We start from the raw sequence: 18,259 nt of genomic DNA on the forward strand, positions 1-18,259 counted from the left end.
GTTTTTTCATCACTTCATGCCACGTCAAACGACTGCAAGCCGTCTGTGCCGCCTCAAGCCGTTTGACGCCACCAGCCCCAATTGGACTCTGTGTTCACAGTACCCGCGTTTGTTGCGAACACGCTGACAACAGTGCCACAATATGAGGTATGAGTTACGTTTCCGAACAGCCGTTGCACGACGCCGTCAACAAGGCGACTACCGACCTTTTCACTTTCGGCTACAAGCACATCGTCAAACCGTTCTTCGTGTTCAACCACACACCTGACGTTGCACACGACCAGATGATTGAATTCTGCCGTGTCACCCGCAATATTCCGCCGCTCATGTGGCTGCTGCGCGAAATGCTCGACTACACCGACCCGATTCTCGAAACCGATGTGATGGGCGTGCATTTCGATAACCCCTTCGGTCTGTCCGCCGGCCTCGACAAGAACTGCGACATGCCGGTGCTGCTCGACAACGCCGGATTCGGTTTCGAAACGGTCGGCTCGACCACCGCACGCCCGTGCGCGGGCAATCCGAAGCCATGGTTCCACCGGCTACCGGAATACGATTCGATGATCGTCCATGTCGGGCTTGCCAACGACGGCAGCGAACGGGTTATTCCGCGGGCCGAACGCGCATGGGACAAGGCGAAAAGCATGCAAGTGTCCGTGTCCATCGCGCGGACGAACGACAAACTGTGCGGAGACATCGACGAAGGCATCGAAGACTACTGCACGTCGATGCGCCGGGCGGCCGGGCACACGGCGATGATTGAAATCAACATCTCCTGCCCGAACACCTATGTCGGCGAACCGTTCGGCGAGCCAGAAAACCTCGACCGGTTGTTCAGCGCGTTGGACAAGATCGACCGCCCGCAGCCGGTGCTCGTCAAGATGCCACTGAATAAGACGTGGCCAGAATTCCGCGAGCTGCTTGACGTGCTGGCGGAACACAATGTGCAGGGCGTCAGCATCGCAAACCTGCAGAAGGACCGCAGCGGTATGGAGATACCAGCGATGTGGAAGGGCGGACTGAGCGGTGGGCCGACCTACCGCGCGAGCAACGCGATGATTTGGCAGGCCTACCGCGAGTACGGCGACCGCTTCGCCATCGGGGGCATCGGCGGCGTGTTTACCCCCAAGCAGGCGTACGAGAAGATCCGCGCGGGCTCCAGCCTAGTCATGTTCATCTCCTCGCTCATGTATCGCGGACCGCAGCAGATCACGGTGCTCAAGCGCGGACTCGCCGAACTGTTGCGCCGGGACGGGTTCGAGCACGTCAGCGAGGCGGTCGGCGTCGACGCTTGATCAGGGCTTGATCGGGGCTTGATGGCGGTGTTGTACTGCGCCTTGATTGCGTTTGATTGCGTTTGATTGTGCTGGGGTTCACGTGGCAGGGTTCGCGCGGCGGATGAACTCCACATCAAGCATGTCACCACATACAAAACACGACAGAAAACTGACGGTTCGACACTGACCCGCGTTTTCTGCTGGATTGCGTATGCCGGGGCACGCACAATCCAGCAAATGCCTCGGGGATCAGCCGCCAAGCAAGCCAATCAGACGGTTCGCGTATGTCAGGAGATACACGAACTGACACCACCGAACCGCTCACCAACCCATCCAACAACTCACCAACCCACTGCACCGCTGCAATCACCCATCCGCTCTTTTTCTACAAACTGGCTACGCTGACAAAGGAGTTAGCGTAACCAGTTTGTAGAACGCGCGAAGTCCCCACATTGGTTCCGCAAGAGACGGGATTCATGACTGGTTTGATGCCCCACCGTGCGAGCCAATCCTCACACAACGACCTTCGGCACTGCAAAATCAGCCATCCCCGTACGCCCAAAACCGCCAACGTGCGAACGAATCCTCACACAATGACCCTCAAGGACCGCCACACCAGCCGCCAGAGACCACCCGGCCCGCCACCGTGCGAACCAATCCTCACACAGACGCACTCTCGCGCAGATTGGAATCAGCCGATATTCCGACCAGTACCACCAAATGGGCGGCGCCCGCAGACGCCCCGCGCCACCCCGCTCATTCGGCGAGTGTTGGCGCGGGATCAGGCACCAGGATTCCCGTCCGCGGGTAGTACGTCAGGGTGACGCGCTGACCGGATTCGAGGCCTGACGGCATGAGTCCCTCATCACCGTTCGCCAACGAAATACGGAATTTCCTGCCGGAGTCAGTCCGGAATTCGTAATAGGCACTCGTCATGGAACCGCTGAACGTACCCCTCTCCACGAATGTGACCGTGTCGGTCACCGGGCCGGTCGAATAATCCGAGGCCGTGAACGCCGTCAAGACTCCGCCTGCCGCCAGCACAATCACCGTCAGCGCCACCGCCGTCCGCCCGGACATGCCAACCTTCCAGCCGCACCCCACGTCTTTGGCCAGACGCAGTCGCGGCACCGCCTTGACAAGCATGTAAACGATTCCAACCACACCGACCACAAGCAGCACCACTGCCAATATGAGCTTGCCGCGCAGACCACTGGCACCAACGCCCCAAGAAAGGCCGGGCAGGAACATGATGAACAACGATACGACACTGAACACGATATTGACGATTCGATTGGGCAGCAGGTCGAAACGATGATCCTGTGATTCAGTCGCCGCCACACCAGCTGCAGGATTGGGATTGCTATTCGGCCCGCCTTGTTGCGGACTCGCTGCGACCAAGGTGACCGTTGCATGGGTTGTGGTTGCTGCGATATCGGCGATTGTTGCAAAGGCTGCGATTGCCCGGAAACCGCCGACTGCTGCGGCCAAGGAGCTCGTTGCGGGGCCTGAGCATACCTCGGCATCGATGGCGTGGATGCACCCGGACGGGAGGAAGATTGCGCCGGCGGACCCGGCTGTTGCGGCACTGATGGCATCGCAGATTGCCGCGAATACGACCCGTACGGAGACGGCGTCTGCACATACCGCCCTTGCGGATACGGCAGCTGACCGGACGAACCGAGCTGCCCCGGTACTTGGCTGCCGGACGACATCCGTCCATCGTGCGGCATCAGTCCACCGCGGCCAACCGGCGGCATCATATTTGGATTGCCCATATTCTTCCTCCATGCGTCGTGACAGTCATCACTGACCAATCATCACCGACCAGCCGGTTACCAGTCTCCGTTGTCCGTCCATACATGTCAGCCGATTGTCGGCGACATCAATGCTCATGAATATACCTCAGCAGTACCAATCGCGCATTGTCATTCCCTCTTATGTACGCCGCTTATGTACGCCGACGCCCCGCTTCCACGTCGGGACATCAACTGCACGCGTCCGACACGCCGTCTCAGCATATGGGCACCGCTCCGTTTCAAGGAAATCAATAACCCGTCCAGCCGACAAACACGAATGCGAACAAATGAAGTGAAACGTTTTATGACGCAGAACATCGCCGTTTTCCAGAATCATTGCTTCGTGTCAGAAGGCAATTCGTTACCGGCGAGACACGTCATTGTAATCCCCGGCACAGGATACGATTTCGACCAATACATTCGCGCGAACACCAACGCGCATGGGGGACAATGTATGCACAATTGTAGGGGGAACTGTCATGACTATCAGTGCACCGCTGTCACTTGGTGGCCCACACGAGCGACCTGTTGCAAGGCCGGATGCCGAGGCCAGGTATTCGTCGTGGAGCGCAAAGAGCACGCAAACACACCGAACCATCGAGGTATTTCGGACAACCCAGACGGCCCAAGCGGGCATCACGGAACACGCAGTCGGGCGCATCCCTGGCTACTCACCCATCATGCAGCTTGGATCGGGCTCGGAAGCCGACGTGTACCTGTACCGTCAGCATGTCCCGAATCGCAAGGTCGCCATCAAGATCAGCAAGCAGAAACTGGATTCGCAGGTGGCGAACCGTTTCCGTTCCGAAGCCGATTTCATGGGCCAAATCTCTGCACATCCCTATATTCTTTCCATTTACGGAAGCGGCATCACCGCGACTGGACACGGATACACTGTGTTCGAGTACGCCCCGGGAGGCAATTTCAAGGCCTTCCTCGAACATGACAGACTCACCGCAGACCAGATGCTCACCATCGGTATCGATCTGGCGAGCGCACTGTTCACCGCACATCGTAAAGGCATTATCCACCGCGATATCAAGCCAAGCAACATACTCATCAACGCGCAGCATATGCCCATGCTCGCTGATTTCGGTATCGCGGGCACCATCTATGGAGGCCCCGGTGTGGGATTCACCGTTGCCTGGGCACCGCCCGAGGTACTGGCCAACGGCGGAGGCGGCAATGAGGCGTCCGATATTTATTCCCTAGGTGCCACACTGTTCGCTATGGTGACTGGGCAATCCCCGTATGAATACGCGTTTGCCGACGAGTTGGGCGATTCCCGCGGAAAGGAACGGGCGGAACGGTTGCAGTCCATCATCTTGGCAAAGCCGTTGCCGGCATTCCGCCGTCCGGATATTCCCGCCCCCGTTGAGCGGGTGTTGCACAGGGCGATGAGCCCGGCTCCCGAGGACCGGTATTATTCGGCGCTGGAATTCGCTCGCGATATGCAGCGCGCGCAACTGGAAATGTACGGTCATACCGCGTGCACGACAATCAAGGGCGAGATGGATATCCCCGCGGATGTCGCCACGAACGCACGCTTGGCCACGACGACAACGCCGGCGACTGTCGAGTCGTCCCGCCGCAGCCTACCATGGACGAAACCGCCTGTCATCGCATTGGCCGCTCTCGCTGCAATCGTCGCGGTTGTGTCAGGATTCGTTTTCTTGATCGCCCCGAATATGGACACGACCTCAGGCGACCTGACCATGCAGATTCTCGGCAGTGGCCTCGACAACAAGACTTCGGAACAACGCAACGGGGACGCCCCTGATTCGGCGGTTGTCTCCGACTCAGTCCCACAAGTGCACGGTCTTTCCGGCGCGTACAACGCTGCCGGCACCAAAGCGACGTTCTCGTGGACCAATCCTGATCCCCGAGATGGCGACGCATACGCGTGGTCGCTTGTGGGCGGCACGGGCGAACGTGCGAGTTCGCGAAGCGCGCTGACGTCGTCGACATCCATCGACATTGACCCGTCCGGTGCAGCACAGACTTGTATCAAGGTGAGTCTGATCCGCGCGGACAGACGGATGTCCGACACCCCTGCGATGGCATGCGCCATCAGGCCGTAAACGCGAGCGCAAGAACACAGCACATTTCACGCCCAAGGAAGAGCCAGAATATGAGCAGCAGCAATTTCACCGAACGTCAACTGTTGCCGCCGTCCAGAGAGAGACGGAAGCGTTTCCCTGCCATGATGCGCCGGTTGGTGCCGTCCGGCAACCGGCGGTGGATTACCCCGGTCGTCATGCTGGTTCTGCTGCTTGGCATCGTTGCCGGTTGCGTCATTGTCAGTTCGGTGACACAGCCGCACGTGCAGCTTGATGACGGCACGGTATGGGTCACTTCGCTCAAGGACCATAAAGCCGCGCGGTTCAACGTGAAGAACAGGGATGCCGACGCCGGTGTCACTTCGACAGCAGCACGTTTCGACATAGCCCAGCACGATGGTGACACCGTGATTGCCGAGGGGACAAAAGCGAGCAATATCGCGGCTTCCACAGTCAGCGTACACGGAAACACCAGCATCACCGCCGATATGGAAACCGTGATCGGCGGGAAGACTGCGGCGATTATCAACACGAAAACGGGGAACGTGTGGGTGGGTTCCGCCTCCGATATCGCCTCGTTGAACCCGACAAGCGGCAGTCCGGCTATGAAGCTCGGCTCCTCGGGTGCGATTGCCGTGACCCATGATGGTGTCGTGTACGGGTATCGCCCGTCCGATTATGCGGTGTTGAGCGTTGACGGCCCACAGGGCTCGCCGAGTAAGGTCGCTCGAATCGAGAACGCCACGGGGGTTGAATCGTTCACGGTCATCGGCGGCACGCCGGTCGTCGCCGGCAATGGTAAGGTGTTCTGGCCGAAAGGAAACGCCGACATCGGCTTGCAAGGCAAGGTGACGCTACAGGCCCCGCCCACCGATGGCAAGCAGAGCAACTGGGTGGCGGCGGCGACCCCGCGCGGCCTCGCCTTGGTCAATCTGCATTCCGGTGCTGTCAACACATTGCCGAAAGCGGGCAAGGGCGACGCGGCACGACCGGTGTCGACCGGCGGATGCGTCTTCGCGGCGTGGGCGCAGCGGGCGGAAAACTACGTCAGTGTATGCGATGCAAACGGCAAGGGAGCGACATACTCATCGCTGGAATCCATCGACCCCACCTCGCAACTCGTCTTCCGCACCAACCATCGTCTGGTGGTCCTCAACGACGTAATCAACGGCAATGTGTGGAACCCGCAGGATTCCGCCAAAGTCATCAAAATCCAGTGGAACAAGGTGGAAACCAAGGAATCCAAGCAGCAGGAGCGCAACAACAGCGCCAACAATCAACGCCGTTTCAGCAAGAGCTGCTCCTCCCAGTCAGGGCACATCAGGGCGCAGGACGATGCGTTCGGCGCGCGTACCGGATCGCAGCAGATTCTCGACGTGTTGCGTAACGATGAGCAGACCGACTGTTCGGTGTTGCACATCGATTCGGTCAGCGCGCCCGACGGCGCGAATATCTCGGTCTTGCCCATTTATGACGGACGGTACCTGCAACTTGATGCCTCGGCCGCAGGGGCGGGTGAAGTGACGTTCAGCTACGAGATTTCTGACGGACGCGGCCAGACCGCCAGTGCGAACGTGTCCCTGAACCTCACCGACGGCGAGGACTGGGCCCCGCAACAAACCGATGTTCCCCCGGAAATCGACGTCGAACAGGGGGCTTCCTACACTGCCAATGCGTTGGAAAGCTTCTCCGATCCCGACGGGGACCCGCTGACCTTGGTTTCGGCGTCACCGCAGAACACCAATCAGGTGACTGTCTCCACGCGAGCCGACGGCCAACTTGTGTTCAACGCCGGTTCTATGTCCTCAGGACGCGCGGGCATCGAAGTCACCGTGTCGGACGGGAAGCAGACCGGTACGGGGATAATCTATTTCTCGGTGAAACCGGCGAACACGCTCGCCGCCGTGATCGACCCGGTGGCTAGGCAGACCACGCCCGGTACCCGCACCACCATCGCGCTCAAGCAGTATGTGCACGGCACCAGCGCGGAACCCGCCCAACTGACCTCGGTGGAATCCGTGCCCGGCGTATCCGCCACCATGAACGCGGCGGATATGTCGATTGCGTTCAGCGCGTCAAGCCCGGGCACCTACTATGTGCCGTACACCATCACCCAAGGCACCATTGCGGCGACCGGCCTCGTACGGGTGGAGGTGCAGGCCGTGACCGGCGACGCCGCCAAGCCGGTTGCGGCGAACGATGTGGCTCTGCTGGGCGCGGATAACACCGCAATCGTCGAGCCGCTGACCAACGATGTGGACCCGTTGGGCGGCGTCCTGTCAGTGACCAGCGTCGCTGCGGACACGCACAGCGGCATCAAAGCCGGTATTGTGGGCAACAAGCGAATCTACATCACCGCCCGCCAAGTGCCGACCGAACCGGTGCAATTGACATACACCGTGGCCAATGCCGCGGGATCTTCGACCGGCATCATCACCCTGCAACCGCCCGCATCGACCAGATCGAACTCCGTACCGAAAGCCGAGAATGTCACAGCGCGGGTGAGGACCGGCGGCATCGTGTCCGTAAACGTGCTCGACCATGTGACTTACTCGGACGGGACCACAGTGAAACTGCAAGACAATCTGCAGGTCGACAAGGCCACATTCAAGGGCCTGGTGTTCGTCTCCGGGAACACCGTACGTTATCAGGCCACGGGAGAACCCGGGTCCTACCCCGTCACATACACGGTCAAAGACAATCTGGGCAACACAGCCTCCGCCACCATCATCATTGATGTGCACCGCAAGGATGCCGCCGACAAGGCTGCTCCAACCCCCTCGGATGCGGAAGCCCAAGTGGCAGCCGGCAGAAAGGTCCAAATCCCGATCACACTGACCGGTATCGACCCTGACGGCGACGACGTGCAACTGCTCGGATTGGGTAACAAGGCGCCAAAACTCGGTCGCATCACCGAAGTGGGCGCCACATACCTGGTGTATGAGGCGTACGCCGATTCGTCAGGCACCGACACCTTCTCCTACGCCGTGGAGGATTGGACCGGACAGCGGGCGACCGCGCAGATCCGCGTGGGCGTCTTCTCCTCCGGCTCCGATTCGGGCGTGTACGCACGCGATGACGAAATCACCCTGCGCCCGAATACGGCGACGACCGTACCAGTAGCCCAGAACGACATCTGCGGCGACAACACGGATCTCACGGTCGCCGACCATGTCGAATCGCAAGGCATCAACGGCATCACCGTCATCGACGGTATGCTCGCGTTCACCACGCCGAAACAGGCAGGCACCTATTACGCGGCGTATACGATCAAGAACAAGGCCGGTCTGTCCGACACCGCGACCCTGACGGTGAACGTCGACGCGAACGCCCCCATCGACCCTCCGACCGCTTACGATTACCGCGTTCCCGCAGCGGCCACAATCGACAAGAAATCCGTAGATGTGGACGTCTCGCAGTGGATTGCCAATCCTTCGGGAACCGCAGACGAGCTGACCGTGGGCGTCGCCCCCTCCGCCACGGGGCATGCTCATGTCAAAGGCGGCAAGGGTTCCACCACCATCACTGTGGAGCTGACCGACGAGGCACGTGCGGTCCCGTACACCGTGACAAACACGACGTACGGCCTCACATCCACCGCATTCATCCAAGTGCCGGCGTACGGCGTCTTCCCGCCCACCCTGCGTCCAAAAGCCCCCGCGTTGAAAGTCAACGCGCGTGAAACCATCACCATCAACATCGCCGACTATGTTCGTGTGGGCGCGGGCAAAACAGCCTACGTGGACGGCGCGGATTCGGTGAGCGCCACAAAAGCCGCGGACGACAACCTGTACGTCAACGACCAAACGCTACGGTTCACCGCGCCCAGCGACTATGCCGGCCCGGCTTCCATCACCTTCACGGCAACGGACGGCAAACGCGGCAAGAACGACAACGTGAAAATCGTCAATTCCGCGGTGCTCACCCTGTCGATCACCGTGATCGGACGTGACGTGCCCGCCCCGACCTTCTCCTCTTCCACAATCGATGTGGTTGCCGGCGAAAGCGCTTCAACCATCGACTTGAAAGCGCTGACCCATTCGGCATCCGGATTATACGATGACGAGAAGCAATACACGTATTCCGGTGGGGCGAGCACCAACGGTGTCACCGCCAAGGTGAGTTCGACCGGCAAACTGACCGTGTCCGCAGATAAAACCGCCACAGCCGGCACCACCGTCAATGTGCCGATTGCCATCGCCTATGCGAAAGGCACAGTCAACGCCGGCTTGACGGTGCGCGTCACCTCATCCACCAGACCGTTGGCGCGTCTGGGTGACAAGGCGATAACCATCAAAGCCGGGTCCGTCAGGCAGGTCAATATGCTGTCCGACGCTTTCAACCCGTTCCCGGACATCCCTTTGACCGTAACCGGCTGCGTTTCGGACAAGAACGCGAAATTCACCGTGGATTGTTCGCCCGACGGCGTGGTATCCATCAAGGCGGCCTTAGACATCGGCGCAAGCACGAACAGGGTGATTGTCACCGTGCGCGACGCCACCCAGGCCAAGGACCGCGAAGTGACCGGGACCATCAACGTTTCCGTGACGGACAAGCCCGATGCGCCGCTCCTGTCCGCGGTTTCGGGCAAACCGCAGGATGGCAGAGTCGATTTGAGTTGGACGGCCGGATCGGCCAACGGCAGCCCAATCACCGAATATCGGGTCATCTGGGGCGGCGAGGGTTCCGGCCAGAAATCCTGCGGCGCGGCGACCTCGTGTACGGTGGACGGCCTGAGAAACGGCAGAACCTACACGTTCAAGGTGCAGGCGAAGAACGAGGTCGGCTGGTCGAAGGAATCCAACGCCGTGGAAAGCACACCCGACAAACTGCCGGACGCGCCGACAGATGTGACGGCCGAAGCAGGTGAATACACTGTCACGGTCACGTGGAAAGCCACGAACGGCGATTTCTCCGCGATTGACAAGTACCGGGTGACGCTGAGCGGCACGAACGCGCCCGCCCCCGTTGAAACGACCGGCACCAGCGTCACCTTCGCCATCGAAAACAACACGATTGTCGACGGCGCATCCTACAAGGCGACCGTGCAATCGCACAACAACGTGAACTGGAGCCAGCCTTCCAAACAGTCCGGCGATGCGAAGCCCTGGGGCAAGCCGGACGCCCCTGCCGTCACATTGACCAATGATGACACGCGCGGAACCGTCACCGTCGAATCGGTAGGCAATACACGCAACGCGGGGTGCAAGTCCATTGAACTGTCCGGAGACGTCACCATGACGATGTCCTGCTCTGGATCGGAATCCTTCGACATCCCGGAGCGTAATCTCAACACAAAGGAATACGTCGTCGAAGCGATCGTCATCGGCAAGAAGGCGACGCGAAGCGACCCCGCCAAGGTGACTTTCACCCCGCGGTACACCGTGGAGAAGCCGGAACGCGTCTCCGTTTCCGGCGACAACGGCATCTGCACGGTCACATGGAAGATGCGGGGGCACGCCGACGGGTACACCGTACACGCAAGCGGGTTCGATCCCTATGAGGCCGGGGCGTCCGAACGGTCGCACGATTTCATGATGGCCCCATGGCAGTCCTGCACTTCGGCCAGCGTGATGCAGCGGTTCAAGGGCGTGACAAGCAAACCGACCGAAGGCAGCGCCTCCCCTGCCTATGTGAACAAGCAGAAAGCGGGCATCCAGGCACCGCAATTGCGCTGGAGCAGCACCGATGCGGACACCATCGACATCACCGGCGGAACCGTGAACATGTACGGGCAGTCAGGCAAAACCATGATCACCTTCACAGCAGATGGCAAGTCGTACGATGTCCCGTGGGCATCCTCCGATCGCACGCTCAACGTCAACAACATACTTCCGACGGGAGCCGACTATGTCTGGAAGGCGCGCGTGGTCGGCGACGACCCGGCATTGAGCAATGAGACCAGCGGTGAGCACCTGAAAGATGCCAACAGGTACCAGCCGCCCGCGCAGCCGGATCCGACACCGGGCCCGAGCGCGAGTCCCATCGCAAACCCCCGCAAGAACCCGAGCACAACTCTCGGCGTGACTCCCAGCACAAGTCGGAATGTCCTATCGAACAGGACGAACAAGGCACTCACAGGCACGGTTACCGTGAACACGGCGAGACGGGAATCGGCCCCCGTCTCCCCCATGACGCTGTTCCAGCATCGGCAGCAGATCCAAGCCCTAGGACTCAGGGCATGGCGTACGCCGTCGACCAAGGAGCAACGCATCCCGACCATGATCACCCAACAGCAAGGAGCAATCATCCCATGAGCGACGAATTCGACGACGAAACCCAACTGGGCTCCATCGGCCGTACACCGCGCATTCCCGGCCACCCGGAGGTGCCACAGCCGTTCCTTTCGCAAACCGGACAACAACCGGCCCAGCCGGCGATTCCGGCTCCGACGCCGGTTTCTTTCGCGACCACAGCCGAACCTCCAGTCGCGGCACCGGTATCCACTGCGGCAACGGCTCCAAGCCAAGGACTTCCACCGGCGCATCCAGATGACGATATGGAAGGTACGTTGCTGAGCACTCGCGGCACGCTGCCGTTGACGACACCACCGGCCGCGATACAAATGACCCCGGCACCATCGCAAGGCCAACCAACGGGAATCGTTCCCACGCCAAATCAGCAATCCCCGCACACTCCGATGACTCCACAGGCACCGCTGACTCCACAGACATCGCACGCCACGCAATCCATGGTCTCTCCTTCCCGACCTGCCCAATCTGTCCGACCCGCTCAACCTGCGCAACCACGACAGGAATGGCACGGTCAACAGGGACAGGCAGCCCAGTCGCACGCCCCATCGTCCCTGCTTCCCGCCCCATCGGCGGACATCGCCGAATTCCACAGCATGTTCTCCAAACTCGTTGACAACGTCTCCCACGTTGTGGTCGGCAAGGAAACACCGATCCGCCAATGCGCCGCCGCCATGGTGGTCGGCGGGCACATTCTGCTCGAAGACAACCCGGGAACGGGAAAAACCCAGCTTGCACGCGGTCTGGCCAACTCCATTGATATGCCGTTCAAGCGCATCCAGTTCACACCGGATCTGCTGCCGTCCGACGTGGTCGGCGTCACCTATTACGACCAGAAAACCGGCGAATTCGAATACCGAGAAGGCCCCATCTTCGCTTCCATCGTGCTCGCTGACGAAATCAACCGCGCCTCCCCGAAAACACAGTCGGCACTGCTCGAAGTCATGGAGGAGCAGAACGTCACCGTCGACGGCGTCACCCATCCGGTACCTCAGCCGTTCATGGTCATCGCCACCCAGAACCCGATCGAACAGCTCGGCACATATAAACTGCCCGAAGCACAGATGGATCGTTTCCTCATCAAAACGACCGTCGGCTACCCCAGTCATGACGTCAGCGTGGACATTCTCAGGCAAATCAACGTCACTGACCGAGCCGCCACCGTACACCCGGTGCTTTCCGGGGAGGATGTACTGCGCATGCGTGGCATCAGCGAGCATGTGCGGCTCGATGATTCAATCCTTGAATACATCGTGCGGCTGGTCGAAGCCACCCGCCACAACGAGCGCATCCGAGTCGGGCCCTCCATGCGAGGCGCACTGGCACTCACCCGGTGTGCGCGCGTCTGGGCGGCCGCCGACAATCGCGGATACGTGGTGCCCGACGATGTGAAGCATCTCGCGGTTGCGGTCCTCGCCCACCGCATCACCCTGACCGCCGAATCTACATTCGCCGGATCAACCCCTGAACAGCTGATTGGGCAGATTCTAGAAGACGTCCCCGCGCCAACCCTTGGTACCAGCGCGTGAACCATATCGGACCGGTAAACCACCCTCATCGAAAGGTCAAGGAATGCAGCAATCGCACACCATGCGGCGCAGAACAGCCACGGTACGCACCCTGCGACGCATCCGGCACCGGGCCAAACGGCTGCTCACCTCGTATATCTCCGTTCCCGGGTGGACCGTCATCGCCCTGGCCATCATCTCGGCGACGGCGTTCCTTATGCTCGGATGGCACGAACTGCTCGCCATGGCGGTGGCGTTCACAGCCATGATGATATGTGCGGTTGTGCTGTCGCTCGGCAACACCACCTGCAACGCCACCATCGATGTGTCCCGCCGCCGGGTCACTGTATCGGACAAGGTGGCCGTCAACGTATGCGTCGACAATCCCGGCCGTACACCGACCGCTTCGGCGCGAGGCGACCTGCCCATCGGCGACGACCACGAGCGCTTCACCATCCCCATGCTCGCCGCAGGCCAGTCACGCATGACAACCGTGGAATTCACCGCAGTATCGCGGGATATCCTGCCCATCGGCCCCCTGTCCATCCGCAGAGGCGACCCATTCGGCCTAGTGCGCCGTGAGAGGCGACTCACCAAGCAGATCACCGTGTTCATCCATCCGCGCACAGTCGCGCTGAATACGCTCAGCGCAGGCGTCCCCCGCGACCTCGAAGGCCAGCCAAGCAACGAAATCGTGGACGATGACCTGGATTTCCACGGTCTGCGCGAATATGCCCCAGGCGACGACGTGCGCAACATCCACTGGCTCAGCTCTGCGAAAACCGGAACACTGATGATCCGCCAATACGAAGCCACCCGACGCACCGACACCTCGCTGACCATCAGTGTGAATCCCCATGATTATGCGCACTCGCAGGAGTTTGAACTTGCGGTGTCAGTCCACGCATCCATCGGCGTGCAGTGCCTGCAACAGGACCGGCCGGTGACCGCCCACGCCGGCATCAACCACACAACACCCCGCAATCCCACGGAATTCCTGGATGATTGCAGCGGCATCGACCCCGATATCGACGACAACCCCAATCTCGCGCAGGACACGCTTGCGCACGCCCGGGACGCATCGTTCTATTTCTTCACGGTCGGAAGCCTCAAAACCATTGGCATCATCAAACGCATGGCGCTGGCGCTCCCCCACAGCGCGACCTGCGTAGTCCTGCAAACCGCGCCGGGACAGCCATGCGCCATCAAGCACTACCCCGATTTCACCCTGGCAACCATAGGAGACCTCGACAACCTCCCGATCATCATGGGAGCACTGGTATGAACCCCACGAACCCCGTCAATACCATGGACACCGGCGATGTCACCAATGTCACGGACCTGACCGGCGCCGCCGCATCGACTGTCACATCCACGGCGACGACGACAGCCACCGGCACATGGATGGACTCTAAGCGCTCGGCAATCTGGATAACGCGCCCAGGACAACCCGCCCCCATCGCCGGCACGCGGCACTGCGCGGCACCCTACGCAAGCCTGCTTATCGCCGCGCTGCTCACCCTCGTCGCATCCAGCAATCTGATTGATGTCTATGGATCCGCGCTGTCATGGGCCACGGCAGCGATCCCCGCCACCATCATCGGCTCGCTGGTGGCGCTCGCCGGTCTCTTCCCCGTGCTGCGCCTATGGTGGCAGATGCTGTTCATGGCATTCGCGCAACTGGTGGTCGGCCCCGCCTTGATACTCAACGACACCACCATCGCCCATATCATTCCGACAGTCCGCACCATCAGACAGGGGTGGATGAGTATGCTGGGCTCGTTCAAATACCTGCTTGCGCTCGACCCGCCGGTGGGGACGGCAGACGGCTCGCTCCTAGCCGTCTGGACAATCTGCCTGTGGGCGGCGCTGCTAACCGGCATCTTCGCCGTCACCAAGGACGGACGGTACATCATAATCGCCGTCATCCCTATCTTGGCGAATACGGCGGTCTGCGCGCTGCTCGGCTCCCCGACCGGATTCCACCGCATCGCCGCGGGCACCGTGACAGCCATTACGCTGGTGGCATGGATCAGCTCGCGATGGAATCTGCTGGAGCTGAGCCGGTGGTTGAGCAGCATCGTCATCGTGCTGATTTCGGCGTCGCTCGCGGTCGGTGGATGCGCGGTTGTCGAACAGCACCGCACCATCATGCGCGACCATTACGAACCGCCGCTGAGCCCCTACCAGTACACGAGCCCGCTCAGCGGCATGCGCTCATACGTCAAGAACCACAAGGATGACGTGCTGCTGACCGTCACCGATCTGCCCGCCGGCTCCACCGTACGCCTTGCCGTCATGGACCGGTTCGACGGCAATGTGTGGAACCTGTCCGACTCGGCGATGGCCTCGGACTCTTCCAGCTACCGCCGTGTCGGCACCAGTATCCGCAACACCGCGGAAGGCAAACGTTTTACTGCCAAATTCACAGTGAACAAAGGGCTGACCGACTACTGGCTGCCCATCGCCGGGGCCGCGTCAAGCGTACAATTCGCCAACACGTCCGACGCCGATTCGTTCTACTACAACACCGACACCATGTCCTCCATCTACTCCGCACGCACCTACGCGGGATTGTCCTACACGGAAACCGGCATCATCCCCCGCATACCGACCGACAAGGAAATCACCAAGGCGGCAATCAGCCTGATCAGTCAGCCCAAAGCCGAAGACGTGCCCGACAGCGTGGATAAACTCGCCAACGCCACGGCCGGCGGACAGGCCAGCGGCGGCGAGGCGGCGCAATCCATCGCGAAGCAGCTCAAGGAATCAGGCTGGTTCTCACATGGGCTGGACGGAGATTACCCCTCCAGTGCCGGCCACGGCAATTACCGTATCGACCAGCTGTTGGCGGGGTCCGCCATGGTCGGCGACAGCGAGCAATACGCCTCCGCGATGGCGTTGATGGCCCGCAGCCTTGGCATGCCCAGTCGCGTCGTGCTCGGGTTCCTGCCAAAGAACGATGAGGGCGACATCAGCGAAAGCCGCACCGAGAAGCACGGCTCATCCACCGTCACACAATTCACCGGCAACGATGTAACCGCGTGGGTGGAAATCAAACTGGACGGATACGATTGGGTGCCGTTCTACCCGACACCGAAGGAAACAAAAATCCCGGACGACAACCGGAACCTGACCCCGCCGAATCCGCAGACACTGGTGCGCCAGCCCGCAGTCCCGCTCACCAACCCCTTGCGTGACGACAATCAAGCCACCGGCGCATCATCAATCGGCGGCAGCATGGCTGATGAGGCACCGGATAACACGTCTTGGGCACGGTTCCGTACCATTGCCCGAGCGGTCGCCCTGTATGGCAGCCCAATCTGGGTGTTGCTCGCCGTATGTACACTGCTGCTCGCCATCAAGGCAATCGCGCTGCTATGGGCACGCAAGCACGGCAGCCCATCGCAACGCGTCGCTGCAGGCTGGCAGGCGGTCACCGCAACCGCCATGCAAAGCGGTCTCAGCGTTCACGGCACCAGAAACGAACAGGCGCAAGCCATCGCCAAGGAAATGGGCCTCACGTTAGACGCGCTGGTCATGTTGGGCAAGGAAGCGGACTATGTCTCCTTCTCCGGCAACACCATCGATCAGCATCAAGTCGACCGGTATTGGAATGACGTCATCGAGGAACGCGCTACCATGCTCAAATCGTTGCCGGCGTTACGCAGATGGCGCGCCAAGCTCTCGCTGCGAGGGATGTTCCACAAGCCATGTTGCACAGGGATGACTTGGAAAACGCCCGGAAGAGGCCGGGAACCATCAGTCCGACGCCCAGCCCGGCGACGCGTTCCACCAAACCCACGCCCAGCACAATGATGAGCCCCGCCAAACCCGACGGCATGTCCCACCCAACACAGTGCCAAACCCGACGCTCAACTCGGCAACAAGCCCTACGGCAGAGCCCAGCTGCATCGAAAACAACCTCAGCAGTAAGCTCCCCGACGGTACTGGTCCGCGTACGGCGCCTGGTCGGCAGGCACCCCCAGCTTGTAAGCGGCGCGCAACGGCCAATACGGGTCACGCAACGCGGCACGGCCGATTTCCACAACATCCGCCTTGCCTTTGCGCACAATCTTTTCCGCCTGCTTAGGCTTGGTGATCAGCCCGACCGCGCTCACCGGAATCTCGGCCTCCTTGCGGATCGCCGCGGCGAACGGCACCTGCCAGCCATCCTTGACCGGCACATTCACATGCGGGATGATGCTGCCGGTCGACACGTCGATCAAATCCACACCATGCTCCTTGAGCACACGGGACAGCTCCACAGTCTGGACCAAATTCCAACCGCCGGCGGCCCAATCGGTCGCGGAAACACGCACCACAAGCGGCATGTAGTCGGGAATCACCTGGCGGACGGCATCCACGACTTCGACCACCAAGCGCATCCGGTTCTCCAACGAACCGCCGTACTCGTCCTCACGCGCATTGGTCAGCGGATCAAGGAATTCCGAAAGCAGGTAGCCGTGGGCTGCGTGGATTTCCACCATATCGAAGCCGGCATCCACAGCACGCGCCGCAGCATCGCGGAACTGTGCGACGATCCCGTGGATCTCATCAACGCTCAGCTCGCGCGGAGCATCCAGCTTCGCATACGGGATCGGGCTCGGGGCGACGGTCCGCCAGCCGCCCTTGTCCTGCGGCACATTCTCATGGATATATCCCAGCGAGAAACTGCCGGTATTACCTTTCCTGCCGGCATGGTTGAGCTGCACGCCGATGCGAGCTCCGGTCGCTTTCGCACCTTCGACAATCCAACGCCACGCTTGGATCTGGTCGTCGTTCCACAGGCCGACATCGCATGGGGAAATACGGCCTTCCGGGCTCACCGCAGTGGATTCGACGATGACCATGCCAAACCCGCCGATGGCGCGGGAAACATAATGCTGATAGTGGAACGGCGTCGGCTTGCCGTCCTGCGCGTACACCGAATAGGTGTCCATCGGGGGCAGCCAGATGCGGTTGCGCATCGTCAAGCCGCGCAGCTGGAACGGCTCGAACAGCTTGCTATCGACGCGGGACTGTTCCTTGTCGCTCTGTCCCTTGTCTCCCTTCCCCTTGATGTCCTTCACTTTCGTGGTCTTATCGTCTTTCGCCATATCGACTCCTTTCAGCGGGCCGCGATGAACCGTCGACGACTCTTCGATGCCGTTCGATGCCGTTCGACAACTGGCCCATGCGCGAATCGCCCGCGTTGGTCTCTCGTGTGCCTCCATCTGTATTGTATGATGTCCGGTTGCAAATCGCCGACAGATTCGGTGAACAACGGAAGAACAAGCGTCCGCCGAGCATCTGCCAAACGTCCGTGCACCGACTTCGGCGCCGATCCGCGACGAGGCGACGGTCCACGCCGATTCGCAACGA

Annotated in this window: 8 protein-coding genes; 6 read left to right on the plus strand and 2 right to left on the minus strand. The window is 60.8% G+C overall.

Going from position 1 to position 18,259, the window contains the following annotated elements:
• The first annotated feature begins 149 nt into the window (after nt 1–149).
• Nucleotides 150–1,295 (plus strand): quinone-dependent dihydroorotate dehydrogenase, encoded by a 1,146-nt coding sequence (locus tag K315_RS0106045; RefSeq protein WP_029576644.1) that lies wholly within the window; start codon nt 150–152, stop codon nt 1,293–1,295.
• Nucleotides 1,296–2,033: 738 nt separating this feature from the next.
• Here K315_RS0106045 and K315_RS10435 read toward each other — a convergent pair.
• Nucleotides 2,034–2,768 (minus strand): hypothetical protein, encoded by a 735-nt coding sequence (locus tag K315_RS10435; RefSeq protein ID WP_152571429.1) that lies wholly within the window; start codon nt 2,766–2,768, stop codon nt 2,034–2,036.
• A 988-nt stretch (nt 2,769–3,756) separates the two neighbouring features.
• Here K315_RS10435 and K315_RS0106055 point away from each other — a divergent pair.
• Genes K315_RS0106055 through K315_RS0106075 form a run of 5 tightly spaced genes read left to right on the plus strand, consistent with a single transcriptional unit; the run spans nt 3,757 to nt 16,714 of the window.
• A complete protein-coding gene (locus K315_RS0106055; protein WP_029576646.1) occupies nt 3,757–5,157 on the plus strand; it encodes a serine/threonine-protein kinase in 1,401 nt (466 codons plus the stop codon).
• Nucleotides 5,158–5,207: 50 nt separating this feature from the next.
• Nucleotides 5,208–11,393, plus strand: a complete 6,186-nt coding sequence (locus K315_RS0106060) for an Ig-like domain-containing protein (RefSeq protein ID WP_029576647.1) — start codon at nt 5,208–5,210, stop codon at nt 11,391–11,393.
• Entirely contained in the window at nt 11,390–12,916 is a 1,527-nt protein-coding gene (locus tag K315_RS0106065) for an AAA family ATPase (RefSeq protein WP_029576648.1), read from the plus strand. Before K315_RS0106060 ends, K315_RS0106065 begins: the two co-directional genes overlap by 4 nt.
• Nucleotides 12,917–12,959: 43 nt before the next feature.
• A complete protein-coding gene (locus K315_RS0106070) occupies nt 12,960–14,180 on the plus strand; it encodes a DUF58 domain-containing protein (RefSeq protein ID WP_029576649.1) in 1,221 nt (406 codons plus the stop codon).
• Complete coding sequence (locus K315_RS0106075) at nt 14,177–16,714, plus strand: transglutaminase TgpA family protein (RefSeq protein WP_029576650.1); 2,538 nt, start codon at nt 14,177–14,179, stop codon at nt 16,712–16,714. Before K315_RS0106070 ends, K315_RS0106075 begins: the two co-directional genes overlap by 4 nt.
• A gap of 107 nt (nt 16,715–16,821) precedes the next feature.
• Here the strand turns inward: K315_RS0106075 and K315_RS0106080 are convergent, their stop codons facing one another.
• Nucleotides 16,822–17,994: an NADH:flavin oxidoreductase/NADH oxidase gene (locus K315_RS0106080; protein WP_029576651.1), complete on the minus strand. Its 1,173-nt coding sequence runs from the start codon at nt 17,992–17,994 to the stop codon at nt 16,822–16,824.
• Between the last annotated feature and the right edge of the window lie 265 nt (nt 17,995–18,259).

Source organism: Bifidobacterium thermacidophilum subsp. thermacidophilum DSM 15837, assembly GCF_000426425.1.
GTDB lineage: Bacteria > Actinomycetota > Actinomycetes > Actinomycetales > Bifidobacteriaceae > Bifidobacterium > Bifidobacterium thermacidophilum.

What these genes read in the sequence shown, in the direction of transcription:
- K315_RS0106045 (WP_029576644.1), top strand. Translation starts at nt 150, where the DNA reads ATGAGTTACGTTTCCGAACAGCCGTTGCACGACGCCGTCAACAAGGCG.
- K315_RS0106055 (WP_029576646.1), top strand. Translation starts at nt 3,757, where the DNA reads ATGCAGCTTGGATCGGGCTCGGAAGCCGACGTGTACCTGTACCGTCAG.
- K315_RS0106060 (WP_029576647.1), top strand. Translation starts at nt 5,208, where the DNA reads ATGAGCAGCAGCAATTTCACCGAACGTCAACTGTTGCCGCCGTCCAGA.
- K315_RS0106065 (WP_029576648.1), top strand. Translation starts at nt 11,390, where the DNA reads ATGAGCGACGAATTCGACGACGAAACCCAACTGGGCTCCATCGGCCGT.
- K315_RS0106070 (WP_029576649.1), top strand. Translation starts at nt 12,960, where the DNA reads ATGCAGCAATCGCACACCATGCGGCGCAGAACAGCCACGGTACGCACC.
- K315_RS0106075 (WP_029576650.1), top strand. Translation starts at nt 14,177, where the DNA reads ATGAACCCCACGAACCCCGTCAATACCATGGACACCGGCGATGTCACC.
- K315_RS0106080 (WP_029576651.1), bottom strand. Translation starts at nt 17,994, where the DNA reads ATGGCGAAAGACGATAAGACCACGAAAGTGAAGGACATCAAGGGGAAG.